Here is a 22,699-nt window from a genome sequence, read left to right as displayed (position 1 = left end):
GCTTTAGATAACGACAGCGAATTCTGTAGGAGTGCATTGTGCGTAAGTTGACTCAATTGGTACTGCTGGCAACCGTGTTGGTAGCTACCCCGGCTTTTGCCGAAATGAAAATTGCCGTTCTGAACTATCAGATGGCTCTGCTGGAGTCTGATGCTGCGAAGAAATACGCAGTGGATGCCGAGAAGAAGTTTGGTCCGCAACTGACCAAACTGAAATCCCTGGAAAGCAGCGCCAAGGGTATCCAGGATCGTCTGGTTAGCGGTGGCGACAAAATGGCCCAGCCTGAGCGCGAGCGTCTTGAGCTTGAATTCAAGCAAAAGGCCCGTGACTTCCAGTTCCAGTCCAAAGAGCTGAACGAAGCCAAAGCTGTTGCTGACCGTGAAATGCTCAAGCAACTCAAGCCAAAGCTGGATAAGGCAGTGGAAGAAGTCATCAAGAAGGGTGCATTTGATCTGGTCTTCGAGCGCGGTGCAGTGATTGACGTCAAGCCACAATATGACGTTACTCGCCAAGTCATCGAGCGCATGAACCAGCTGAAGTAAACCATGACCGCTTCCATCAAGCTCGGCCAATTGGCCGAGTTCCTGGGCGCCACGCTACGTGGCGCAGAGGATAAAGAAATTACCGGGCTGGCCACTTTGCAAGAGGCCGGCCCGAATCAGCTCAGCTTCCTGGCCAATCCGCAATACCGTAAATACCTTGCCGACACCCAAGCTTCTGCGGTGCTGCTCAAACCAGCTGACGCGGACTTGTATGTGGGAGATGCTTTGCTGGTGCCGGATCCATATCTGGCCTATGCACGAATTTCCCATTTGTTTGATCCCAAGCCGAAGGCTTCTGCTGGCGTACATCCCACGGCCGTTATTGCTGACGATGCTCAGGTGGACGTTACGGCCAGTGTCGGTGCTTTTGCCGTGATCGAAGGCGGCGCATGCATTGCGGCGAACGTGTCTATCGGTGCGCACTGTTTTATCGGCGCCCGTTGCGAGATTGGTGAAGGTGGTTGGCTAGCTCCGCGGGTCACGCTTTATCACGATGTGCGCATCGGCAAACGAGTGGTGATCCAGTCAGGTGCTGTTCTGGGCGGTGAAGGCTTTGGCTTCGCAAACGAGAAGGGTGTCTGGCAGAAAATCGCCCAGATTGGCGGCGTACTGATCGGTGATGACGTGGAAATCGGCGTGAATACGGCGATTGACCGTGGTGCTCTGGCTGATACCCGTATCGGTAACGGTGTGAAGCTGGATAATCAGATCCAGATCGCTCACAACGTGCAGATCGGCGATCACACCGCCATGGCGGCTTGTGTCGGGATTTCCGGCAGCAGCAAGATCGGCAAGCATTGCATGCTGGCCGGTGGTGTCGGATTGGTCGGACATATCGAAATATGTGACGGTGTTTTCATCACTGGCATGACCATGGTGACCCATTCCATTACCGAGCCGGGGTCTTACTCCTCCGGGACTGCGATGCAGCCTGCGGGCGAGTGGCGCAAGAGCGCCGCGCGACTTCGCAAGCTCGACGACATGGCCAGGCGCCTGCAGAAAGTGGAAAAGATTGTCGAGGCAGTGACCTCGGGCGTAAATGCTTCATCAGATGGCTGATACTTTTTTCATATCAAGCGTGCACAGCCGATAAATTGCCTCCTTGATTTGCAGAGGAGTGCCGCGCGCCCATGCCGCGCACTCCCAATCTTTACTACAGGCTTCCCCTCGAAATGATGGAAATCAACGAAATTCGCGAATACTTGCCTCACCGCTACCCGTTCCTGCTGGTGGATCGTGTGGTGGACCTCGATGTCGAGAGCAAAACCATTCGCGCTTACAAAAACGTCAGCATCAACGAACCGTTTTTCAATGGTCACTTTCCTGCGCATCCAATCATGCCAGGTGTATTGATCATCGAAGCCATGGCTCAGGCGGCCGGTATTCTCGGCTTCAAAATGCTTGACGTAAAACCTGCTGATGGCACGCTTTACTACTTCGTTGGTTCGGACAAGCTGCGTTTTCGTCAGCCCGTACTGCCAGGCGACCAACTGATCCTTGAAGCGAAGTTCCTCAGCTGCAAGCGTCAGATCTGGAAGTTCGAATGTCAGGCTTCGGTGGATGGCAAACCGGTTTGCTCCGCAGAAATCATCTGTGCGGAACGTAAACTATGAGTTTGATTGACTCTCGCGCAATCATCGATCCGACAGCCATTCTGGCTGACGATGTAGAGGTCGGCCCTTGGTCGATCGTCGGAGCCGGTGTGGAAATTGGCGAGGGTACGGTTGTTGGTCCACACGTAATTCTGCGTGGCCCGACCCGGATCGGTAAGCACAATCGCATCTATCAGTTTTCATCGGTAGGCGAGGACACGCCCGATCTCAAGTACAAGGGTGAGGAGACACGGCTGGTCATTGGTGATCACAATGTGATCCGTGAAGGCGTGACCATCCATCGCGGCACCATCCAGGACCGTGCGGAAACGACCATTGGCGACCACAACCTGATCATGGCTTATGCACACATCGGCCATGACAGTGTGATTGGCAACCACTGCATTCTGGTCAACAACACCGCTCTGGCAGGTCATGTGCATGTCGATGACTGGGCGATTCTGTCTGGTTTTACGCTGGTGCATCAGTTCTGTCATATCGGTGCCCATAGCTTTTCGGGCATGGGGACGGCGATTGGCAAGGATGTTCCTGCTTTCGTCACCGTCTTTGGCAACCCTGCCGAAGCACGCAGCATGAATTTCGAAGGCATGCGCCGTCGTGGTTTCAGTGAAGAGGCCATTCACGCACTGCGTCGTGCCTACAAGGTGGTCTACCGCCAGGGCTTGACCGTTGACCAGGCCTTGGCCGATCTGGCCGAGCCAGCAGCGCAGTTCCCAGAAGTGGCGATCTTTCTCGAGTCCATCCAGACTTCAACTCGCGGCATTACTCGCTGACCATGGCCGGTGTATTGCGTATCGCGCTGGTGGCTGGCGAAGCCTCTGGGGATATTCTCGGTTCTGGACTCATGCGTGCAATCAAGGCGCGACATCCCGATGTTGAGTTCATTGGGGTCGGCGGGCCCTTGATGGAAGCCGAAGGCATGGTCTCCCATTTCCCGATGGAACGGCTTTCGGTCATGGGCCTGGTAGAGGTATTGGGGCGTCTGCGTGAGCTGCTGGCCAAGCGCAAAGAACTGGTTCAGACCCTTATCAGCCAAAAACCGGATGTTTTCATCGGTATTGATGCTCCCGACTTCACCCTGAACATCGAGCTCCAGCTACGTCGTGCCGGTATCAAGACCGTGCACTACGTCAGTCCTTCCGTTTGGGCCTGGCGCCAGAAGCGTGTTCTCAAGATCCGCGAAGGTTGCGATCTGATGCTCACCCTCCTGCCGTTCGAAGCGCGCTTCTATGAAGAGAAAGGCGTGCCGGTGAAGTTCGTCGGCCACCCTCTGGCAGATACTATTCCGCTGCAGGCCGATCGTGCCGCCGCGCGGATCGAGCTTGGGCTGGGCGCGGGTCCGGTTGTTGCGTTGATGCCTGGTAGTCGTGGCGGCGAAGTGGGGCGGCTGGGCAGTCTGTTTTTCGACGCTGCCGAACGGCTGCTGGCTTCACGCCCCGGCATCAAGTTCGTGTTGCCTTGCGCCAGCCCGCAGCGGCGCGAGCAGATCGAACAACTGCTGGCAGGGCGCGATCTCCCGGTTCTGTTGCTGGATGGTCGCTCCCATGTGGCATTGGCCGCTTGCGACGCAGTGTTGATCGCCTCAGGTACCGCAACCCTGGAAGCGCTGCTGTACAAACGACCAATGGTCGTTGCCTATCGCATGGCACCGATTACCTTTTGGATACTCAAGCGTCTGGTGAAAAGCCCTTACGTTTCCCTGCCGAACCTGCTGGCCCAGCGCATGCTGGTACCGGAGCTGCTGCAGGATGACGCCAGCGCCGAATCCCTGGCACAGCACATTCTTCCGCTACTGGATGATGCTCAGGTGCAAACGGCTGGCTTCGATGAAATTCACCGGACCTTGCGTCGCGATGCATCCAATCAGGCCGCCGATGCGGTATTGAGCCTGATCGGCCGTTCGCCTTCACTGTGAGTTCGAAAATGCAAATGGGCCTGGACTTCAATCTGGTTGAAGATCTCGTAGCCGGCGTCGATGAAGTGGGCCGTGGCCCGCTGTGTGGCGCGGTGGTGACCGCCGCTGTGATCCTTGATCCGCGGCGTCCGATATTGGGTCTGAATGACTCGAAAAAGCTCACTGAAGCCAAGCGTGAGAAGCTGTTCGATGAGATTTGCGAGAAGGCCTTGTGTTGGCATATTGCCCGGGCTGAAGTCGAGGAAATCGACGAGCTGAACATTCTCCACGCCACCATGCTAGCCATGAAACGGGCTGTGGAAGGTTTGCTGATCACACCAAAGCTCGCCTTGATTGATGGCAATCGTTGCCCGCAGTTGTCGGTGCCTAGTGCGCCGGTGATTCAGGGCGATGCCAAGGTTCCGGCAATTGCTGCGGCTTCGATCCTGGCGAAGGTCAGTCGGGATCGTGAAATGGCGGCATTGGAGCTGGTCTATCCGGGTTATGGAATAGGCGGGCACAAGGGATATCCGACGCCCGTTCATCTGGAAGCGCTGGCCCGGCTGGGGCCAACCCCGATACATCGGCGCTCTTTTGCGCCAGTTCGGGCAGCCTATGAAGCGCGAGACATGATGATTGCCTCAGCGCTGTCTTCGCCTTCGATATTCCCGCTGACCTGACAGTGGGCTGATGTTTTGCCAAAGGCCCGGTACAATCCGGGCCTTCGTTTTTGTTCTAGCGCTATAGGATCACAATGCCGGCATCTTTCGTTCATCTACGCCTGCACACCGAATATTCGCTGGTTGATGGCCTGGTTCGGGTCAAACCATTGGTCAAGACCCTGGCAGGCATGAACATGCCTGCCGTGGCGGTGACCGATCAGAACAACCTGTGTTCGCTGGTCAAGTTTTACAAGGCGGCAATGGGGGCGGGCATCAAACCTATCTGTGGTGCCGATCTGTGGCTTTCGAACAAGGACGCAGACGCCGCGCTCAGTCGTATCAGTCTTCTGGTGATGAATGCCAAGGGCTATCGCAACCTGACCGAGCTTATTTCCCGGGGCTTCATCGAAGGCCAGCGCAATGGTCAGATCATAATCGACCGTTCTTGGGTGGCAGAAGCCAGCGAAGGGCTGATTGCCCTGTCAGCGGCCAAAGAAGGCGAGATTGGCATGGCGCTCCTGGGCGGTAATCCCGGTGAGGCCGATCAGTTATTGCAGGAATGGATGGCGGTGTTCCCTGACCGCTTCTATATCGAAGTTCAGCGCACCAATCGTGCCAATGACGAAGAGCATCTGCACGCTGCCGTCGCCTTGGCTGAGCGCCATGGCGCGCCGCTGGTTGCCACCAATGACGTGCGCTTCATCAAGCAGGAAGATTTCGAAGCTCACGAAACCCGTGTGTGTATCGGTGAAGGCCGTGCGCTGGATGACCCGCGTAGGTCCCACAACTACAGCGATCAGCAGTACCTGAAAAGCGCCGAGGAAATGGCCGAGCTGTTCAGCGACTTGCCTGAAGCATTGCAGAACACGGTAGAGATCGCCAAGCGCTGCAACATTGATGTGAAGCTGGGTACTCACTTCCTGCCCAACTTCCCCATCCCCGATGGCATGACCATCGACGAATATTTCCGCAAGGTCTCCTTCGAAGGTCTGGAGGAACGCCTCGCGGTGCTGTGGCCCAAAGAGACCACTCCTGACTACGAAGGCAAGCGTCAGGTCTACGTTGACCGGCTGAATTTCGAGCTGGATATCATCATCCAGATGGGCTTCCCTGGTTACTTCCTGATCGTTATGGACTTCATCCAGTGGGCCAAGAGCAACGGCGTTCCGGTGGGGCCGGGCCGGGGGTCGGGTGCTGGCTCTCTGGTGGCCTATGTTCAGAAGATTACCGACCTCGATCCTCTGCAATACGACCTGCTGTTCGAACGCTTCCTGAACCCGGAGCGGGTATCCATGCCCGACTTCGACGTCGACTTCTGCATGGACGGTCGAGACCGGGTTATTGATTACGTGGCCGAGAAATACGGCCGCAATGCGGTAAGCCAGATCATCACCTTTGGTTCCATGGCTGCGAAGGCTGTGGTGCGTGACGTTGCACGTGTGCAGGGCAAGTCTTACGGGCTGGCGGATCGCCTGTCGAAGATGATCCCGTTCGAAGTCGGCATGACCCTGGAAAAAGCCTACGAGCAGGAAGAGATCCTGCGCGACTTCCTCAAGGTCGATGAAGAAGCCGCCGAAATCTGGGAAATGGCCCGCAAACTGGAAGGCGTTGTCCGTAACGTCGGCAAGCACGCCGGTGGGGTGGTAATCGCACCGACCAAGCTGACTGACTTCTCGGCAATTTATTGCGATGAAGAAGGCGATGGCCTGGTTACCCAGTTCGACAAGGATGACGTCGAGGCCGCCGGCCTGGTGAAGTTCGACTTCCTCGGTCTGCGGACTCTGACCATCATCGACTGGGCCCTGAAAACCATTAACCGCGACCGCGCCAAGGTTGATGAGCCGCCGCTGGATATCGCGTTCATTCCGCTGGACGATGCGCCGACCTATCAGTTGCTGCAAAAGGCTGAAACCACAGCGGTATTCCAGCTTGAGTCCCGAGGCATGAAGGAGCTGATCAAAAAGCTCAAGCCCGACTGCCTGGAAGACTTGATCGCACTGGTGGCCTTGTTCCGTCCCGGTCCGTTGCAGTCCGGGATGGTTGACGATTTTATCAACCGTAAGCACGGCCGCGCCGAGCTGTCGTACCCTCACGTGGACTACCAGTACGAAGGTCTCAAGCCGGTACTTGCACCGACTTACGGCATCATCCTGTATCAGGAACAGGTGATGCAGATTGCCCAGGTCATGGCCGGTTATACCCTCGGCGGCGCGGACATGCTGCGTCGAGCCATGGGTAAGAAAAAACCTGAGGAAATGGCCAAGCAGCGTGGCGGTTTCATTGATGGTTGCAAGACCAACAATATCGACCCTGACCTGGCCGGTAACATTTTTGACCTGGTAGAGAAATTCGCCGGTTACGGTTTCAACAAGTCTCACTCTGCTGCTTACGGACTGGTGTCGTACCAGACGGCGTGGCTCAAGACGCATTATCCGGCGCCGTTCATGGCCGCCGTGCTTTCAGCGGACATGCACAACACCGACAAGGTCGTGACCTTGATCGAAGAAGTGCGGACCATGAAACTGCGCCTCGATGCGCCGGATGTGAACATTTCCGAGTTCAAGTTCACGGTCAGCGACGATGGCCGTATTTTGTATGGTCTTGGCGCGATCAAAGGTGTGGGTGAAGGCCCGGTCGAGGCGATTACTGAAGCCCGTCAGGCCGGACCGTTTACTGATTTGTTCGATTTCTGCGCCCGCGTGGATCTCAAGCGCGTCAACAAGCGGACCCTTGATGGCTTGATTCGCAGCGGTGCCCTGGACCGCCTGGGGCCGTATTTCGAAACGGAGCCGAAAGCTTATCAGGCCAACATCGACCGCAATCGAGCCGTGTTGCTGGCCTCGCTCGTAGAGGCTATTCAGGCCGCCGAGCAGACCGCGCGCAGTCACGACAGTGGTCACATGGACATGTTTGGCGGCCTGTTTGTCGAAGAAGACACTGACGTCTACGCCAACCATCGCAACGCCAAAGAAGGCAGTCTTAAAGATCGGCTGCGCGGCGAGAAGGAAACCCTCGGGCTTTACCTCACCGGGCATCCCATTGACGAATATGAAGGCGAGATTCGCCGCTTCGCCCGGCAACGGATCATTGACCTCAAGCCTGCGCGCGATACCCAGACGGTTGCAGGGCTGATCATCGCCTTGCGGGTCATGAAAAATAAAAAGGGCGACAAGATGGGTTTCATTACCCTGGACGATCGCTCGGGGCGCATCGAGGCTTCGCTGTTTGCTGAAGCTTTCCACTCAGCCCAGGCATTGCTGCAGACCGACGCGATGGTGGTGGTTGAAGGTGAAGTCAGCAACGACGATTTCTCCGGCGGCCTGCGTCTGCGCGCCAAACGGGTGATGAGCATCGAAGATGCCCGTACCAATCTGGCCGAAAGCCTGCGGCTGACCGTGCGCGCCGAAGCCCTCAAGGGCGATCGGCTACGCTGGCTTGGCGATCTGTGCAAACGCCACCGTGGCGCTTGCCCGATCACTCTGGACTACACCGGCCTGGATGCCAAAGCCTTGTTGCAGTTTGGCGAAGCCTGGCGAATTGACCCCGCAGACAGTCTGATTCAGGCGCTGCGTGACCAGTTTGGGCGTGAGAACGTCTTCCTGCAGTATCGTTGAGCGCTTATCCTTGGCTCACTATTAATCTCGACCTGAATGCGCCTGTTCCCGTAAGGTAGGGCGCTAACAGATAAATCGGCCGGCCTCTTGGCCGTCGACCCAAGACGGATGCCTATGAACCCGAATTTTCTTGATTTCGAACAGCCGATCGCTGACCTGCAAGCCAAGATCGAAGAATTGCGCTTGGTGGGTAACGACAACTCGCTCAACATCGGCGACGAAATCTCGCGTCTGCAAGAAAAAAGCAACACGCTGACCGAAAGCATTTTTGGCAACCTGACCAGCTGGCAGATTGCACGCATGGCGCGTCATCCGCGTCGTCCGTACACCCTGGATTACATTCAGCACATCTTCACCGAGTTCGACGAGTTGCACGGCGACCGTCATTTCTCTGATGACGCTGCGATTGTTGGCGGGGTTGCTCGTCTGGACGGTCAGCCGGTCATGGTTATCGGCCATCAGAAAGGTCGTGAAGTTCGCGAAAAGGTACGCCGCAACTTCGGCATGCCGCGTCCTGAAGGCTATCGCAAAGCCTGCCGTCTGATGGAGATGGCCGAGCGCTTCAAGATGCCGATCCTGACCTTCATCGACACCCCGGGTGCCTACCCTGGCATTGATGCCGAAGAGCGTAACCAGAGCGAAGCCATTGCCTGGAACCTTCGGGTCATGGCCCGTCTGAAAACGCCTATCATCGCCACTGTCATCGGTGAAGGTGGTTCCGGCGGTGCGTTGGCAATCGGTGTCTGCGATCAGCTGAACATGCTGCAGTACTCAACCTATGCGGTTATCTCGCCGGAAGGCTGTGCATCCATTCTGTGGAAAACCGCCGACAAGGCACCGGATGCCGCAGAAGCCATGGGTATCACCGCGGACCGTTTGAAAGGTCTTGGCATCGTCGACAAGGTGATTGGCGAGCCATTGGGCGGCGCACACCGTGACCCTGCCGGTGCCGCCGAGTCGATTCGCCAGGAACTGAGCAGCCAACTGGACATGCTCAAGAAGTTCGACAACGACGCGCTGCTGGCCCGTCGTTACGAGCGTCTGATGAGCTACGGTTTGTAGGCGGTACTCGATCAGGCTGTGGGAGAGTCCATGTTCTTCTGCAACATCTTAGGACCCCAGGCGCAATAGATTTCTGTGGGAGCGAGCTTGCTCGCGAAGAGGCCGGGACATCCGATAATTGTTCATCGCCCGGAATACAGCCTTCGCAAGCAAGCTTGCTCCCACAGGTTCTGTGGCGCAATCAAGCCCGTGGAACTCATTCGCGAAAGCGACGTTACGACCGATGAAAATCTATCGACTGTACCGGCCGCTTCGCGAATGAATTCGCTCCCACAGGATTGTGAGCACCTATGACCATTTCCAAAGCTCCCGGTCATGACCTCCCCACCAGGCTTCTCAAAGCGCTGACTCCCTGGCGTGACGCGCCTGCCTGGCATATCGGATTTTCCGGCGGCCTGGATTCCACTGTCTTGCTGCACCTCTTGGCCGAACTGGCCAAATACGAACGCCTGCCTTCGTTAAAAGCCATTCATGTGCATCACGGCCTGCAGGATGTGGCGGAGTCGTGGCCTGTGCATTGTCAGCAGGTCTGTGAGGCGCTGGGCGTACCTTTGCAGGTAATTGCTGTGCAGGTGAAGTCTGCCGCCAGTCTCGAGCAATCAGCCCGGGACGCGCGCTATGCCGCCTTTACCGAGCAGCTCGGCGTCGGCGAGGTGCTGTTGACCGGCCAGCATCGAGATGATCAGGCCGAAACCTTGCTTTTTCGGTTGCTGCGTGGGGCGGGTTTGCGTGGGTTGACGGGAATGCCTGTCAGCCGTGCCTTGGGTCGCGGCCTGTTAATCAGGCCTTTGCTGGATGGCTCTCGGGAAGAGCTAGAGGCGTACGCTGCTGCAAAGGGATTGCGCTGGGTGGAAGATCCCAGTAATGGCGATTCCCGCTTCACCCGAAATTATCTGCGCAACGAAGTACTTCCGGTGATCAGCGCTCGTTGGCCGCAGGCCAGCGCCACTATTGCACGTACCGCCGCTCATCTGGATGAAGCGCAGCAGCTATTGGATGAATTGGCTTCGGTGGATCTGGCGACTGCGAACGTTGCCAGCCCTTTGCGCTGGATCAATGTGCCTTCTTTGGCGTTACCTGCGCTGGTCACACTTTCCCCTGCTCGACAACGCAACGCCCTGCGGCATTGGCTGGCACCGTTGACACGTTTGCCAGACAGCGGCCACTGGGCGGGCTGGGACAGTCTGCGAGATGCAGGGCAGGGTGGGCGTCCGGTCTGGCGTCTGGCCGATGGCGAGCTGCATCGGGGGCAGGGTCGAATCTGGTGGCTTTCCGACAACTGGTCAAAGCCGGTCGGTGGTGTGCTGCCTTGGCCCGACGCCAGTCAGGTGCTGAATCTTCCTGGCAACGGTCAGCTCTCAATCGAGGGCAAGGCTCCCAATGGTCAGCTTGAGGTGCGCTATCGCCAGGGTGGCGAGGTGTTGAACCTCCCCGGTCGAGGACATCGCGATCTGAAGCGTCTGCTCAATGAGTGCGAAATCCCGCTCTTCATCCGCGGCCGATTGCCGCTGCTTTATCGCAATGGCGAGTTATGGGCGGTTGCCAACCTCTCGCGACTGCGTGCCGACCCCAGTGAAAACGGGTGTCTGCGCTGGATGTCGCCGACGAATGACCAAAATTTGAGCTGAAAGGGCATTTCCGGTAGACTACGCTCCCTTCTTGATACAACTTCTGTGGATTCTTTTGAATCGACGTTAGTTGCCGGTTACCAACCAGTCTTTGCTGGGCGATTCTTCAAATGTGGTGCGCAATTGGCAGGCTCTCGAGTCAGTCCGTTTCAACGCAACAGTTTTTGGGATGCACTGTGATTTGTGGGGGTAATCGGGGGCTTCGGCCTTCCTTCGCTTTCCCCGGCGGCTCTGACCGCTTTAACGCAGACTTCTAGGGTTTTTCATGACGCGCTACATCTTCGTCACGGGCGGTGTTGTTTCTTCATTGGGGAAAGGCATTGCCTCGGCTTCATTGGCGGCCATCCTGGAGGCGCGGGGACTTAAGGTCACCATGCTCAAGCTGGACCCCTATATCAACGTTGACCCGGGTACCATGAGCCCGTTCCAGCACGGTGAAGTGTTCGTCACCCATGACGGCGCCGAAACCGACCTGGACCTCGGCCACTACGAGCGGTTCATCCGCACGACCATGACCCAGAACAACAACTTCACCACTGGCCGCGTTTACGAACACGTCCTGCGCAAAGAGCGCCGTGGTGATTACCTGGGCGCGACCATTCAGGTCATTCCGCACATCACCGACGAAATCAAGCGCCGCATCATCAAGGGTGCTGGCGATGCTGACGTCGCCCTGGTGGAAATCGGCGGTACGGTCGGTGACATCGAGTCGCAACCGTTCCTCGAGGCTATCCGCCAGTTGCGTTTCGAAGTCGGTGCCAAGCGCGCAATGCTGATGCATCTGACGCTGGTTCCGTACATCGCAACAGCCGGTGAAACCAAGACCAAGCCGACTCAGCACTCGGTGAAGGAGCTGCGCTCCATCGGCCTGCAGCCTGACGTGCTGGTGTGCCGTTCCGATCACCCGATCGACCTGTCGTCGCGTCGCAAGATTGCGCAGTTCACCAACGTTGAAGAGCGTGCAGTTATCGCTCTGGAAGACGCCGACACCATCTACAAGATCCCGGGCATCCTGCATTCCCAGGGGCTGGATGATTTCGTTGTCGAGCGTTTCGGCTTGCAATGCAACAGCGCTGACCTGTCCGAATGGGAAGCTGTGGTAGACGCCAAGCTCAACCCTGAGCACGAAGTGACTATCGCCATGGTCGGCAAGTACATGGAGCTGCTGGATGCGTACAAGTCGCTGATCGAAGCGATGAGTCACGCCGGCATCACCAACCGTACCAAGGTCAACCTGCGCTATATCGATTCCGAAGACATCGAAAACCAGGGCACTGCGCTGCTGGAAGGTGTCGACGCGATTCTGGTTCCGGGCGGCTTCGGTCTGCGCGGCGTTGAAGGCAAGATCACTGCCGTTCAGTTTGCTCGCGAGAACAAGGTTCCGTATCTGGGCATTTGCCTGGGCATGCAGGTTGCGGTGATCGAATACGCTCGTAACGTGTTGGGCTGGAAAGACGCCAACTCTACAGAGTTCGATCGTAACGGCGCGCACTCTGTGGTCGGTCTGATCACCGAGTGGGAAGATGCCACCGGCGCGGTTGAAACCCGTACCGAAAGCTCCGATCTGGGCGGCACCATGCGTCTGGGTGCTCAGGATTGCCAGCTTGAGCCGGGCTCTCTGGTCCACGACTGCTACGCCAAGGATGTCATCGTCGAGCGTCACCGCCACCGCTACGAAGTGAACAACAATCTGCTGCCGCAATTGCTTGAAGCGGGCCTGAAAGTTTCGGGTCGCTCCAGTGATGGCGCGCTGGTTGAAGTGGTTGAAGCTCCGAACCACCCATGGTTCGTCGCTTGCCAATTCCACCCTGAGTTCACCTCCACGCCTCGCGATGGTCATCCGTTGTTCAGCGGCTTCGTCAAGGCGGCGCTGGCTCAACATCAGAAGAACGCTTGATTCAGGATATTCAGCACATGGCTCAGAAAACAATCCGCGTAGGTTCAATCGAGATCGCCAACGACAAGCCAATGGTCTTGTTCGGCGGCATGAACGTACTTGAATCCCGGGACATGGCCATGCAGGTCTGTGAAGAATACGTGCGGGTTACCGAGAAGCTCGGTATCCCTTATGTGTTCAAGGCCAGCTTCGATAAAGCCAACCGTTCGTCCATGCACTCTTACCGTGGCCCCGGCCTGGAAGAGGGGATGCGGATTTTTGAAGAAATCAAAAAGACTTTCAATGTTCCGCTGATCACCGACGTGCATGAACCCGAGCAAGCAGCGATCGTTGCCGAAGTCTGCGACATCATCCAGCTGCCGGCCTTTCTGTCTCGTCAGACCGATCTGGTCGTCGCCATGGCCCGCACCGGCGCAGTGATCAACATCAAGAAAGCCCAGTTTCTCGCCCCTCAGGAAATGAAACACATCCTGAACAAGTGTGAAGAAGCCGGTAATGATCAGTTGATCCTCTGCGAGCGCGGTACCAGTTTCGGTTACAACAATCTTGTGGTGGACATGCTCGGCTTCGGCATCATGAAGCAGTTCGATTACCCGGTTTTCTTCGACGTGACCCATGCTCTGCAAATGCCTGGCGGTCGATCTGACTCTGCCGGTGGTCGCCGTGCCCAGGTATTGGAACTGGCGAAGGCCGGCATCAGTCAAACCCTCGCCGGATTGTTCCTTGAGGCGCATCCGGATCCTGACAATGCCAAATGCGACGGCCCTTGCGCGTTGCGTCTGGACAAGCTTGAGCCGTTCCTGGCACAGCTCAAGGCTCTGGATGATCTGGTGAAGGCGTTTCCGACAGTAGAAACCGCTTAAACAGCCTTTTCCGGAGGGTTGCCCTCCGGTAAAGTGCCGCACGATTGTTTACCCCCGACTCAGTGTCGGGGTTTGTCGCTCTGGGGCCTGCCCTGCGTTGTTGCCCCTAACGACAGATATTTCAGCTGCGTCGTTTTCTTCAATCTTGGAGTGTTAACAACAATGGCAAAAATCGTCGACATCAAAGGTCGTGAAGTTCTCGACTCCCGTGGCAATCCCACCGTGGAAGCAGATGTGCTCCTCGACAACGGCATCATCGGTAGCGCTTGCGCACCGTCCGGTGCTTCAACCGGCTCGCGCGAGGCGCTTGAGCTGCGTGATGGCGACAAGAGCCGTTACCTGGGCAAAGGTGTTCTGAAAGCTGTTGCCAATATCAATGGCCCGATCCGCGATCTGCTGTTGGGCAAGGATCCAGTGGACCAGAAAGCCCTCGACCAGGCGATGATCGCGCTGGACGCCACTGAGAACAAAGCCAGCCTGGGTGCCAACGCCATCCTCGCCGTGTCACTGGCTGCCGCCAAGGCCGCTGCCCAGGACCAGGATCTGCCGCTGTACGCGCACATCGCCAACCTGAACGGCACACCGGGTGTTTACTCTATGCCGGTACCGATGATGAACATCATCAACGGTGGCGAGCATGCCGATAACAACATCGACATCCAGGAATTCATGATTCAGCCAGTCGGCGCCAAGACCTTCTCTGAAGGCCTTCGCTGGGGCACCGAGATTTTCCACCACCTCAAGGCTGTTCTGAAGGCTCGTGGCCTGAACACCGCCGTGGGTGACGAAGGTGGTTTCGCGCCTGATCTGGCTTCCAACGAAGACGCCCTCAGCGCCATCGCCGAAGCTGTTGCCAATGCCGGTTACAAGCTGGGGACTGATGTGACCCTTGCGCTGGACTGCGCGGCCAGCGAGTTCTACAAAAACGGCAAATACACCCTCAGTGAAGAGGGCGAATACGATTCCGCCGGTTTCGCTGACTACCTGGCCGATCTGGTCAGCAAGCACCCAATCATTTCCATCGAAGATGGTCTGGACGAGTCCGACTGGGCTGGCTGGAAGATCCTCACCGACAAGATCGGCGACAAGGTCCAACTGGTCGGCGACGATCTGTTCGTGACCAACACCAAGATCCTGAAAGAAGGCATCGACAAGAAGATCGCCAACTCGATCCTGATCAAGTTCAACCAGATCGGCACCCTGACCGAAACCCTGGAAGCCATCCAGATGGCCAAGGCAGCTGGTTATACCGCCGTGATCTCGCACCGCTCCGGCGAAACCGAAGACTCGACCATTGCCGATCTGGCCGTGGGTACTGCAGCAGGTCAGATCAAGACCGGTTCGTTGAGCCGTTCGGACCGTATTGCCAAGTACAACCAATTGCTGCGTATTGAAGAGCAACTGGGTGCGAAAGCTGTGTACAACGGTCGCGGTGAGTTTCGCGGCTGATTAAAAAGACAGCCGGTGCTTTGACAGTCGTCGGGTTTCCCGGATGATTGTTCGGCATTGAAGCGGATGCGTCGCAATCGAGCCTGGTTTCGCCAGGCTCGATTCCCTCAGTCCTTTGCTCGCTTGTTGGCTTGAAGTTGTTGGCTCTGCTGTCTTTTTACTGGGTACCTGATATTCAATGCGCAGTCCTAACTGGTTGTTCCTGATCTTGATCCTGATGCTTGCGGGCCTGCAATATCGCCTGTGGGTTGGTAATGGGAGCCTTGCGCAAGTGGCCAGCCTGAACCAGCAGATTGCCGATCAGCATGCTGAAAACGACGTATTGCTCGAACGGAATCGAGTGATGGACGCCGAAGTGCTTGAGTTGAAGAAAGGTATGGAAACCGTCGAAGAACGTGCCCGTCATGAGCTGGGTATGGTCAAGGACGGCGAAACGCTTTATCAGTTGGCGCAATGAAGCTGACCTTGTGAAGCTGATCCTATGAAGAAAAGCGTCCTCCCTGCCTTCTGGGCAGTGATCCCCGCCGCGGGTGTTGGTGCCCGTATGGCCGCAGACCGTCCCAAGCAGTATTTACAATTGGGTGGCCTGACAATTCTTGAACACAGCCTGCTTTGTTTTCTTGATCACCCCCGCCTCAAGGGCCTGGTGATCAGCCTGGCTGTGGATGATCCTTACTGGCCTGAGCTGCCTTGTGCGCTGGATTCGCGAATTCAGCGTGTTGCGGGTGGCAAGGAGCGTGCGGACTCGGTGCTCAATGCGCTGCTGCATCTTCACGCTCAAGGCGCTGATGATGACGATTGGGTGCTGGTCCACGATGCCGCGCGGCCGAATCTCGCTCGCTCGGATCTGGATAATCTGCTCGCTGAACTGGCTGACGACCCCGTCGGCGGTCTGCTCGCGGTTCCGGCCCGAGACACGCTCAAACGCGCTGGAAGCGACGGCCGGGTCAGCGAAACCGTTGATCGTAGCCAGATCTGGCAAGCGTATACGCCGCAGATGTTTCGCCTCGGAGCGTTGCACCGCGCACTGGCCGATGGGTTGGTGTCGGATGTCGCGATCACCGACGAAGCCTCCGCCATCGAATGGGCGGGGCAGTCACCACGGTTGATCGAAGGCCGCTCCGATAACATCAAGGTCACTCGACCTGAAGATCTGGAGTGGTTGCGGCAGCGGCGTAACGAGTTCACCCGCTGATTCGGTTTAGATATCTTCCGTGGGAGCGAGCTTGCTCGCGAAGGTGGTATATCCGATAAGTATTTGAGGCGTAAACCATTGTCTTCGCGAGCAAGCTCGCTCCCACAGTTTATGTGTCAGACCCTTACCGATACTCATCCCGCATCGCCAATCCCTCTTTCAGAAAATCCACCAGCTTGCGCACTTTCGGCGACAGGTGTCGTTGCTGCGGATACAGCGCCCAGACGGCGGTATTGGGTGGCTGATGGGTTTCGAGCAGTGAAAGCAGCGCGCCGCTGTGCAGATGCTCCAGCACGTAATAATCCGGCAGCTGACAAAGACCTACCCCGTGCAGCGCTGCGTCCAGTACTGCCTGGCCGCTGTTGCAACGCCAGTTGCCTTGTACCCGCTGGGAGAATTCGCGGCCATTTTGCTGAAGCAACCAGGTGTCGCTGCTGCCGATCAGGCAGTTATGGCGGCTCAGCTCGGACAGGCTGTGCGGCCGCCCGTATCTTTCCAGATAAGAGGGGGAGGCGCACAGGTACATCCTGCGCGGTGCCAGGCGTGTGGCAACCAGTCTTGAGTCCTGCAATCGACCCAGACGAATAGCCAGATCCAGGCCCTGAACCATATCCAGTGTCTGGTTGCTCAGTTCGATATCCACCCGAATCTGCGGGTATAAATCCATGAACCGGGTCACCAGTGGCGCGATGAAGCGCTCGCCATATGCCACCGCACAGGTCATGCGCAACAGGCCTTTGGGTTCACTGGTCAGATCGCCAATGGCACGCAGCGCTTCTTCGCGGCCGTCCTGAAGGCGCTGGCAATGGTGCAGAAAGGTCTGACCGGCCTCGGTCAGGGCGACACGCCGCGTACTGCGATACAGCAAACGGGTTTGTAGGCGTTCTTCGAGGCGCGCGATCTGGCGACTGATGTGCGAGGACGACACGCCCATCTTGTCAGCGGCAGCGGTGAACTGCCCGCACTCCGCGACGGCGACAAACTCATCCATGCCTTCCCAGCGGTTGGTGTACATTCGATTATCCCTGTACAGCAATAATGTTTTGCTTTCGTACCGATTATTAACCAATCAGCACTGCTTTACACTCGGTGGCTTGTTATTACTTAGCTGGAGAAGATTGATGATCAAGTCACGCGCCGCCGTTGCCTTTGCCCCTAACCAACCCCTGCAGATCGTCGAAGTCGACGTCGAAGCGCCTAAAGCTGGTGAGGTGTTGATCCGCACTGTTGCTTCCGGCGTGTGCCATACCGACGCCTACACCTTGTCTGGTGCCGATTCCGAAGGTGTGTTCCCCTGCATTCTGGGTCACGAAGGCGGCGGCATCGTCGAAGCGATTGGCGAGGGTGTGACCTCCCTGGCTGTGGGCGACCACGTGATTCCGCTTTACACCGCTGAATGCCGCGAGTGCAAATTCTGCCTGTCCGGCAAGACCAACCTGTGCCAAAAAGTGCGCGCCACTCAAGGCAAGGGCCTGATGCCCGACGGCACCACGCGGTTCAGCTACAACGGCGAGCCGGTTTATCACTACATGGGCTGCTCGACTTTCTCCGAGTACACCGTGGTGCCGGAAATTTCCCTGGCAAAAATTCCAAAGGAAGCCCCGCTGGAAAAAGTCTGCCTGTTAGGTTGCGGCGTCACCACCGGTATCGGCGCGGTGCTCAATACCGCCAAAGTGGAAGAGGGCGCCACGGTTGCCATCTTCGGTCTGGGAGGCATTGGTCTGGCTGCAATCATCGGCGCGAAAATGGCCAAGGCCTCGCGCATCATCGCCATCGACATCAACCCGGCGAAGTTCGATGTGGCCCGTGAACTGGGTGCTACCGATTTCATCAATCCCAAGGATCACGAAAAGCCAATCCAGGACGTGATCGTTGAACTGACGGATGGCGGCGTGGATTACAGCTTCGAATGCATCGGCAACGTGAACCTGATGCGTGCTGCGCTGGAGTGCTGCCATAAAGGCTGGGGCGAATCGGTCATTATCGGCGTGGCGCCGTCGGGTCAGGAAATCGCCACCCGTCCGTTCCAGCTGGTGACCGGCCGCGTCTGGCGCGGTTCGGCGTTCGGCGGCGTGCGTGGCCGTACCGAGCTGCCGAGCTATGTCGAAAAGGCCCAGACAGGCGAGATTCCGCTGGATACCTTCATCACCCACACCATGGGTCTGGAAGATATCAACAAGGCGTTCGACCTGATGCATGAAGGCAAAAGCATTCGCACCGTCATTCATTTCTGATAAGCAGCTACAAGCTTCAAGCTTTAAGCTGCAAGAAGGTCGTGCACCTCTTGCAGCTTGAAGCTTGCGGCTTGCCGCTGGGAGTTTGCGACCATGACCCTTGAGAATATTTCCTGCCAGAAAAGCTTTGGCGGCTGGCACAAACGTTACAAGCACCGCTCCGAGGTGCTTGGCTGTGACATGGTGTTTGCAGTTTACCTGCCGCCCCAGGCTGAACTGGGTGGCAAGTTGCCGGTGGTCTACTGGCTTTCGGGCCTGACCTGCACGGATGAGAACTTCATGCAGAAGGCCGCTGCGCAGCGGGTTGCCGCCGAGCTTGGGCTGATCATCGTCGCTCCGGACACCAGCCCTCGCGGGCCAGACGTGGCGGACGACCCTGAAGGCGCGTGGGATTTCGGCCTCGGTGCCGGCTTTTACCTCAACGCTACTCAGGAGCCGTGGGCCCGGCATTACCGGATGCACGATTATGTGGTCAATGAGTTGCCGGCGTTGGTCGAGGAGCATTTCCCCGCTTCCGAGGCTCGTGGAATCAGCGGTCACTCGATGGGTGGCCACGGTGCACTGGTCTGTGCGCTGCGCAATCCGGGACGTTATAAATCGGTGTCGGCGTTTTCACCAATCAGCAATCCCATGGATTGCCCGTGGGGGCAGAAGGCATTTGCCAATTATCTGGGGGAAGAGCGTTCCCGTTGGCGTGAATGGGATGCCAGCGTGTTGATCGCTACGGCCAGCGAGAAGCTGCCAATTCTGGTGGATCAGGGTGATCGTGATGATTTTCTGGCCAATCAGCTCAAGCCCGAGACCCTGGTGCAAGCCGCCAAAGCTGCGGGTCACCCTCTGACTTTGCGCATGCAACCCGGCTATGACCACAGCTATTTCTTCATTGCCAGCTTCATTGAGGATCACCTTCGTCATCATGGCAACGCCTTGAACAGCTAAAGTAGGTAGAATCACGCCCTGACTTTTTTCAGGGCGTTTTTTTATGCGTATTGGCCATGGCTACGATGTGCACCGTTTCGCCGAAGGCGATTTCATCACCTTGGGCGGCGTGCGGATTGCACACGGTTTCGGCCTGCTGGCCCATTCTGATGGCGACGTCGTGCTGCACGCGCTCAGCGATGCATTGCTCGGGGCTGCTGCATTGGGTGATATCGGCAAACACTTCCCTGACACCGACCCGCAATTCAAAGGCGCTGACAGTCGCGCATTGCTGCGTCATGTGGTGGCTCTGCTGCAGACTAAAGGCTGGAAGGTCGGTAACGTGGACGCCACCATTGTCGCTCAGGCGCCAAAGATGGCCCCGCACATTGAATCCATGCGCGCGTTGATCGCTGCGGATCTCCAGGTCGAGCTGGATCAGGTGAACGTCAAGGCAACCACTACTGAAAAGCTGGGCTTCGTAGGGCGTGAAGAAGGCATCGCCGTTCACGCCGTCGCGCTGTTGCTGTCCGCATGACCGAATCCGAACTGCTGGGCCCGTGCGCGTATGGCGCTGCACTGGGCAGCGCTGTGCTCAAGGCAACGGCTGAAGATTTCCAGGTCGATGAAGTGCTCGACATTCCGCTGTCCGGCGATGGCGAGCACCTTTGGTTATGGGTCGAAAAGCGGGGCCTGAATACCGAAGAAGCGGCCCGCCGATTGGCTCGTGCCGCTGGCGTACAGCTCAGGACCGTCAGCTACGCGGGTCTTAAGGATCGTCAGGCATTGACCCGCCAGTGGTTCAGTATCCAGCTGCCAGGCAAGGCTGATCCGGATATGTCGGCGGCTGAAAATGAAACCCTGAGGATTCTCAAAAGCACTCGCCACAAGCGCAAGTTGCAACGCGGTGCACACGCAGCGAATGGCTTCACCTTGCGTCTGACCCAGCTCAATGCCGACAAGGACGCCTTGCAGGCGCGCCTCGAAGCTATCGCCAAGGCCGGTATACCCAATTATTTTGGCGCCCAGCGTTTCGGCTATCTGGGCGGCAACCTGGGTGAGGCTCGTGATTATGCGGCCCGCCAGGCGTTGCCGGAACAGCGAGCGGTGCGCTCACGTTTGTTGTCCACGGCGCGCAGCTACCTTTTCAATCAGGTGCTGGCGGCCCGTGTTGCAGATGGCAGCTGGCAGCGGGCTCAGGTTGGCGATCTGCTGGCATTCACTGACAGTCGGAGCTTTTTCCCGGCCGGTGTTGAAGAATGCAGCGATCCGCGGCTGGCCATTCTCGATCTGCACCCCACTGGTCCTCAATGGGGTGCAGGCCCGTCACCTGCGTCCGGAGCGACTGCTACGCTGGAGAACGACGTCGCCAATCGCGAATCTGCACTGCGTGACTGGCTGACAAGAGCGGGAATGGAACACGAACGTCGCATCCTGCGGCTGCCCATTGGCGGGTTGACGTGGCATTATCCCGAGCCTGACATTCTGCAACTGGAATTCGTCCTTCCGGCCGGATGCTTCGCCACCGCTTTGGTGCGCGAACTCGTTGATCTGGTCCCGGTTGGGCAGACGGACAGCCCATGCGTATTCTGATTTCAAATGATGATGGGGTCACCGCACCTGGTCTTGCTGCGCTGTACGCGGCGTTGGCCGACTATAGCGAGTGCGTGGTGATCGCCCCCGACCAAGATAAAAGCGGCGCCAGCAGCTCGCTGACGCTCGACCGTCCTTTGCATCCCCATGCATTGCCCAACGGTTTCATCAGCGTCAATGGCACGCCAACCGACTGCGTCCACCTTGGCCTTAACGGCCTGCTGGATATTCAGCCTGACATGGTGGTCTCGGGTATCAACCTGGGCGCCAATCTCGGCGATGACGTGCTGTATTCCGGCACCGTGGCTGCAGCTCTCGAAGGCCGGTTTCTGCAAAGACCGTCGTTCGCCTTTTCGTTCCTTTCCCGGCAGCCGGATAATCTGGCGACCGCTGCTCATTACGCGCGTCTGCTGGTTGAGGCCCACGAACAGCTCGATCTGCCGCCGCGCACGGTCCTGAACGTCAATATTCCCAATCTGCCGCTGGATCATATTCGCGGCATCCAGTTGACCCGCCTCGGCCATCGCGCCCGGGCAGCGGCACCGATCAAAGTGGTTGATCCACGCGGGCGGGCCGGTTACTGGATAGCGGCGGCAGGCGATGCCGAAGACGGCGGCGCCGGCACCGATTTCCATGCCGTCATGCAAGGCTACGTGTCGATCACTCCACTGCAACTTGATCGCACTTACCAGAGTGGTTTCAGCAGCCTGAATACCTGGCTGGAGGGCCTTGCCACATGACTCGCGGGCAAGATGATCTGTTACGCCGAGGCATCGGGATGACCTCCCAGCGAACTCGGGAGCGTCTCATTCAGCGCCTCTACGAAGAGGGGTTGTCCAACGTTCAGGTCCTGGACGTGATTCGCAAGACGCCCCGTCATTTGTTCGTCGATGAAGCCTTGGCTCATCGTGCGTATGAAGATACCGCGCTACCGATTGGTCATAACCAGACCATTTCCCAGCCTTACATGGTGGCGCGCATGAGCGAGCTGCTGCTGGCTGCGGGACCATTGGATAAGGTTCTGGAGATCGGCACGGGTTCGGGCTACCAGACGGCGGTATTGGCGCAGCTTGTGGAACGGGTGTTTTCCGTCGAGCGTATCAAGGTCCTGCAGGACCGGGCCAAGGAGCGTCTGGTCGAACTGAACCTGCGCAATGTGGTATTCCGCTGGGGCGATGGCTGGGAAGGCTGGCCGGCGCTGGCTCCGTACAACGGCATCATTGTTACCGCTGTGGCCACCGATGTGCCGCAGGCGTTGCTTGATCAACTGGCACCGGGGGGGCGACTGGTCATACCCGTGGGGTCTGGAGAGGTTCAGCAACTGATGCTGATCGTACGTGAAGAAAACGGCTTCTCGCGACATGTGCTCGGTGCTGTACGTTTCGTACCTCTGCTCAATGGTCCATTGGCCTGAGTCGTTTTGTGTGACAACTGAATTCTCATCGACGCGGCCGGTCTACCACCTGTCGCAGCGCTGGCCTTATAAGCTGCAGAAGACTTCAGTTCGTATTTCAAGCAGTTAAGCATTAGTTGCC

General features: G+C 57.6%; 21 protein-coding genes. 20 read left to right on the top strand and 1 reads right to left on the bottom strand.

The window, feature by feature from the left end:
• Positions 1-38 precede the first annotated feature (38 nt).
• From IV01_RS04755 to ispD, 14 genes are all read left to right on the top strand, one after another.
• Positions 39-542: an OmpH family outer membrane protein gene (locus IV01_RS04755; RefSeq protein ID WP_032630766.1), complete on the top strand. Its 504-nt coding sequence runs from the start codon at positions 39-41 to the stop codon at positions 540-542.
• A gap of 3 nt (positions 543-545) precedes the next feature.
• Positions 546-1,601: a UDP-3-O-(3-hydroxymyristoyl)glucosamine N-acyltransferase gene (lpxD, locus tag IV01_RS04760; RefSeq protein WP_032630765.1), complete on the top strand. Its 1,056-nt coding sequence runs from the start codon at positions 546-548 to the stop codon at positions 1,599-1,601.
• Between the two features lie 113 nt (positions 1,602-1,714).
• Entirely contained in the window at positions 1,715-2,155 is a 441-nt protein-coding gene (fabZ, locus tag IV01_RS04765; protein ID WP_032630911.1) for a 3-hydroxyacyl-ACP dehydratase FabZ, read from the top strand.
• Positions 2,152-2,928: an acyl-ACP--UDP-N-acetylglucosamine O-acyltransferase gene (lpxA, locus tag IV01_RS04770; protein WP_032630764.1), complete on the top strand. Its 777-nt coding sequence runs from the start codon at positions 2,152-2,154 to the stop codon at positions 2,926-2,928. Before fabZ ends, lpxA begins: the two co-directional genes overlap by 4 nt.
• Positions 2,929-2,930: 2 nt before the next feature.
• Positions 2,931-4,070, top strand: coding sequence for a lipid-A-disaccharide synthase (gene lpxB, locus IV01_RS04775; RefSeq protein WP_032630762.1), 1,140 nt, complete (start codon positions 2,931-2,933; stop codon positions 4,068-4,070).
• Between the two features lie 8 nt (positions 4,071-4,078).
• Positions 4,079-4,729: a ribonuclease HII gene (gene rnhB / locus IV01_RS04780; RefSeq protein ID WP_032630760.1), complete on the top strand. Its 651-nt coding sequence runs from the start codon at positions 4,079-4,081 to the stop codon at positions 4,727-4,729.
• 74 nt (positions 4,730-4,803) lie between these two features.
• Positions 4,804-8,325 (top strand): DNA polymerase III subunit alpha, encoded by a 3,522-nt coding sequence (gene dnaE, locus IV01_RS04785; protein ID WP_032630759.1) that lies wholly within the window; start codon positions 4,804-4,806, stop codon positions 8,323-8,325.
• Between the two features lie 114 nt (positions 8,326-8,439).
• Entirely contained in the window at positions 8,440-9,387 is a 948-nt protein-coding gene (locus IV01_RS04790) for an acetyl-CoA carboxylase carboxyltransferase subunit alpha (protein ID WP_032630757.1), read from the top strand.
• Positions 9,388-9,677: 290 nt separating this feature from the next.
• Positions 9,678-11,015 (top strand): tRNA lysidine(34) synthetase TilS, encoded by a 1,338-nt coding sequence (tilS, locus tag IV01_RS04795; protein WP_032630755.1) that lies wholly within the window; start codon positions 9,678-9,680, stop codon positions 11,013-11,015.
• Between the two features lie 265 nt (positions 11,016-11,280).
• Positions 11,281-12,912 (top strand): CTP synthase, encoded by a 1,632-nt coding sequence (locus tag IV01_RS04800; protein ID WP_032630754.1) that lies wholly within the window; start codon positions 11,281-11,283, stop codon positions 12,910-12,912.
• A gap of 17 nt (positions 12,913-12,929) precedes the next feature.
• Positions 12,930-13,775 (top strand): 3-deoxy-8-phosphooctulonate synthase, encoded by an 846-nt coding sequence (gene kdsA, locus IV01_RS04805; RefSeq protein ID WP_032630753.1) that lies wholly within the window; start codon positions 12,930-12,932, stop codon positions 13,773-13,775.
• Between the two features lie 162 nt (positions 13,776-13,937).
• Complete coding sequence (gene eno, locus IV01_RS04810) at positions 13,938-15,224, top strand: phosphopyruvate hydratase (RefSeq protein ID WP_032630752.1); 1,287 nt, start codon at positions 13,938-13,940, stop codon at positions 15,222-15,224.
• A 178-nt stretch (positions 15,225-15,402) separates the two neighbouring features.
• Positions 15,403-15,681, top strand: a complete 279-nt coding sequence (gene ftsB, locus IV01_RS04815; RefSeq protein ID WP_032630751.1) for a cell division protein FtsB — start codon at positions 15,403-15,405, stop codon at positions 15,679-15,681.
• 24 nt (positions 15,682-15,705) lie between these two features.
• A complete protein-coding gene (gene ispD, locus IV01_RS04820) occupies positions 15,706-16,419 on the top strand; it encodes a 2-C-methyl-D-erythritol 4-phosphate cytidylyltransferase (RefSeq protein ID WP_032630750.1) in 714 nt (237 codons plus the stop codon).
• 124 nt (positions 16,420-16,543) lie between these two features.
• On the opposite strand, the gene IV01_RS04825 is transcribed toward ispD, so the two are convergent.
• The gene (locus tag IV01_RS04825; RefSeq protein ID WP_032630749.1) at positions 16,544-17,434 is read right to left on the bottom strand and encodes a LysR substrate-binding domain-containing protein; all 891 of its coding nucleotides are present in this window, start codon (positions 17,432-17,434) and stop codon (positions 16,544-16,546) included.
• Between the two features lie 106 nt (positions 17,435-17,540).
• Between IV01_RS04825 and IV01_RS04830 the strand changes: the two genes are divergently transcribed.
• The 6 genes from IV01_RS04830 (at position 17,541) to IV01_RS04855 (ending at position 22,578) form a co-directional block, all read left to right on the top strand.
• Positions 17,541-18,653 (top strand): S-(hydroxymethyl)glutathione dehydrogenase/class III alcohol dehydrogenase, encoded by a 1,113-nt coding sequence (locus IV01_RS04830; RefSeq protein WP_032630748.1) that lies wholly within the window; start codon positions 17,541-17,543, stop codon positions 18,651-18,653.
• Positions 18,654-18,746: 93 nt separating this feature from the next.
• The gene (gene fghA / locus IV01_RS04835; RefSeq protein WP_032630747.1) at positions 18,747-19,592 is read left to right on the top strand and encodes an S-formylglutathione hydrolase; all 846 of its coding nucleotides are present in this window, start codon (positions 18,747-18,749) and stop codon (positions 19,590-19,592) included.
• 43 nt (positions 19,593-19,635) lie between these two features.
• The gene (gene ispF / locus IV01_RS04840) at positions 19,636-20,109 is read left to right on the top strand and encodes a 2-C-methyl-D-erythritol 2,4-cyclodiphosphate synthase (RefSeq protein WP_032630746.1); all 474 of its coding nucleotides are present in this window, start codon (positions 19,636-19,638) and stop codon (positions 20,107-20,109) included.
• Entirely contained in the window at positions 20,106-21,164 is a 1,059-nt protein-coding gene (gene truD / locus IV01_RS04845; protein ID WP_032630745.1) for a tRNA pseudouridine(13) synthase TruD, read from the top strand. The genes ispF and truD overlap by 4 nt, the downstream gene beginning before the upstream one ends.
• Complete coding sequence (gene surE, locus IV01_RS04850) at positions 21,152-21,904, top strand: 5'/3'-nucleotidase SurE (protein ID WP_032630744.1); 753 nt, start codon at positions 21,152-21,154, stop codon at positions 21,902-21,904. The genes truD and surE overlap by 13 nt, the downstream gene beginning before the upstream one ends.
• Before the next feature lie 38 nt (positions 21,905-21,942).
• Positions 21,943-22,578: a protein-L-isoaspartate(D-aspartate) O-methyltransferase gene (locus IV01_RS04855; RefSeq protein ID WP_195758815.1), complete on the top strand. Its 636-nt coding sequence runs from the start codon at positions 21,943-21,945 to the stop codon at positions 22,576-22,578.
• Positions 22,579-22,699: the final 121 nt, after the last annotated feature.

Origin of the sequence: Pseudomonas syringae (genome assembly GCF_000737245.1) — a bacterium.
Classification (GTDB): Bacteria; Pseudomonadota; Gammaproteobacteria; order Pseudomonadales; family Pseudomonadaceae; genus Aquipseudomonas; species Aquipseudomonas syringae_J.
Note: the sequence above shows the minus strand (reverse complement) of the source record. Positions and strands in the feature narration are given on the sequence as shown.

What these genes read in the sequence shown, in the direction of transcription:
- IV01_RS04825 (WP_032630749.1), bottom strand. Translation starts at nt 17,434, where the DNA reads ATGTACACCAACCGCTGGGAAGGCATGGATGAGTTTGTCGCCGTCGCG.
- truD (WP_032630745.1), top strand. Translation starts at nt 20,106, where the DNA reads ATGACCGAATCCGAACTGCTGGGCCCGTGCGCGTATGGCGCTGCACTG.
- fghA (WP_032630747.1), top strand. Translation starts at nt 18,747, where the DNA reads ATGACCCTTGAGAATATTTCCTGCCAGAAAAGCTTTGGCGGCTGGCAC.
- kdsA (WP_032630753.1), top strand. Translation starts at nt 12,930, where the DNA reads ATGGCTCAGAAAACAATCCGCGTAGGTTCAATCGAGATCGCCAACGAC.
- IV01_RS04800 (WP_032630754.1), top strand. Translation starts at nt 11,281, where the DNA reads ATGACGCGCTACATCTTCGTCACGGGCGGTGTTGTTTCTTCATTGGGG.
- surE (WP_032630744.1), top strand. Translation starts at nt 21,152, where the DNA reads ATGCGTATTCTGATTTCAAATGATGATGGGGTCACCGCACCTGGTCTT.
- lpxA (WP_032630764.1), top strand. Translation starts at nt 2,152, where the DNA reads ATGAGTTTGATTGACTCTCGCGCAATCATCGATCCGACAGCCATTCTG.
- lpxB (WP_032630762.1), top strand. Translation starts at nt 2,931, where the DNA reads ATGGCCGGTGTATTGCGTATCGCGCTGGTGGCTGGCGAAGCCTCTGGG.
- IV01_RS04855 (WP_195758815.1), top strand. Translation starts at nt 21,943, where the DNA reads ATGACCTCCCAGCGAACTCGGGAGCGTCTCATTCAGCGCCTCTACGAA.
- rnhB (WP_032630760.1), top strand. Translation starts at nt 4,079, where the DNA reads ATGCAAATGGGCCTGGACTTCAATCTGGTTGAAGATCTCGTAGCCGGC.
- IV01_RS04830 (WP_032630748.1), top strand. Translation starts at nt 17,541, where the DNA reads ATGATCAAGTCACGCGCCGCCGTTGCCTTTGCCCCTAACCAACCCCTG.
- dnaE (WP_032630759.1), top strand. Translation starts at nt 4,804, where the DNA reads ATGCCGGCATCTTTCGTTCATCTACGCCTGCACACCGAATATTCGCTG.
- ispD (WP_032630750.1), top strand. Translation starts at nt 15,706, where the DNA reads ATGAAGAAAAGCGTCCTCCCTGCCTTCTGGGCAGTGATCCCCGCCGCG.
- IV01_RS04790 (WP_032630757.1), top strand. Translation starts at nt 8,440, where the DNA reads ATGAACCCGAATTTTCTTGATTTCGAACAGCCGATCGCTGACCTGCAA.
- fabZ (WP_032630911.1), top strand. Translation starts at nt 1,715, where the DNA reads ATGATGGAAATCAACGAAATTCGCGAATACTTGCCTCACCGCTACCCG.
- eno (WP_032630752.1), top strand. Translation starts at nt 13,938, where the DNA reads ATGGCAAAAATCGTCGACATCAAAGGTCGTGAAGTTCTCGACTCCCGT.
- tilS (WP_032630755.1), top strand. Translation starts at nt 9,678, where the DNA reads ATGACCATTTCCAAAGCTCCCGGTCATGACCTCCCCACCAGGCTTCTC.
- ftsB (WP_032630751.1), top strand. Translation starts at nt 15,403, where the DNA reads ATGCGCAGTCCTAACTGGTTGTTCCTGATCTTGATCCTGATGCTTGCG.
- lpxD (WP_032630765.1), top strand. Translation starts at nt 546, where the DNA reads ATGACCGCTTCCATCAAGCTCGGCCAATTGGCCGAGTTCCTGGGCGCC.
- ispF (WP_032630746.1), top strand. Translation starts at nt 19,636, where the DNA reads ATGCGTATTGGCCATGGCTACGATGTGCACCGTTTCGCCGAAGGCGAT.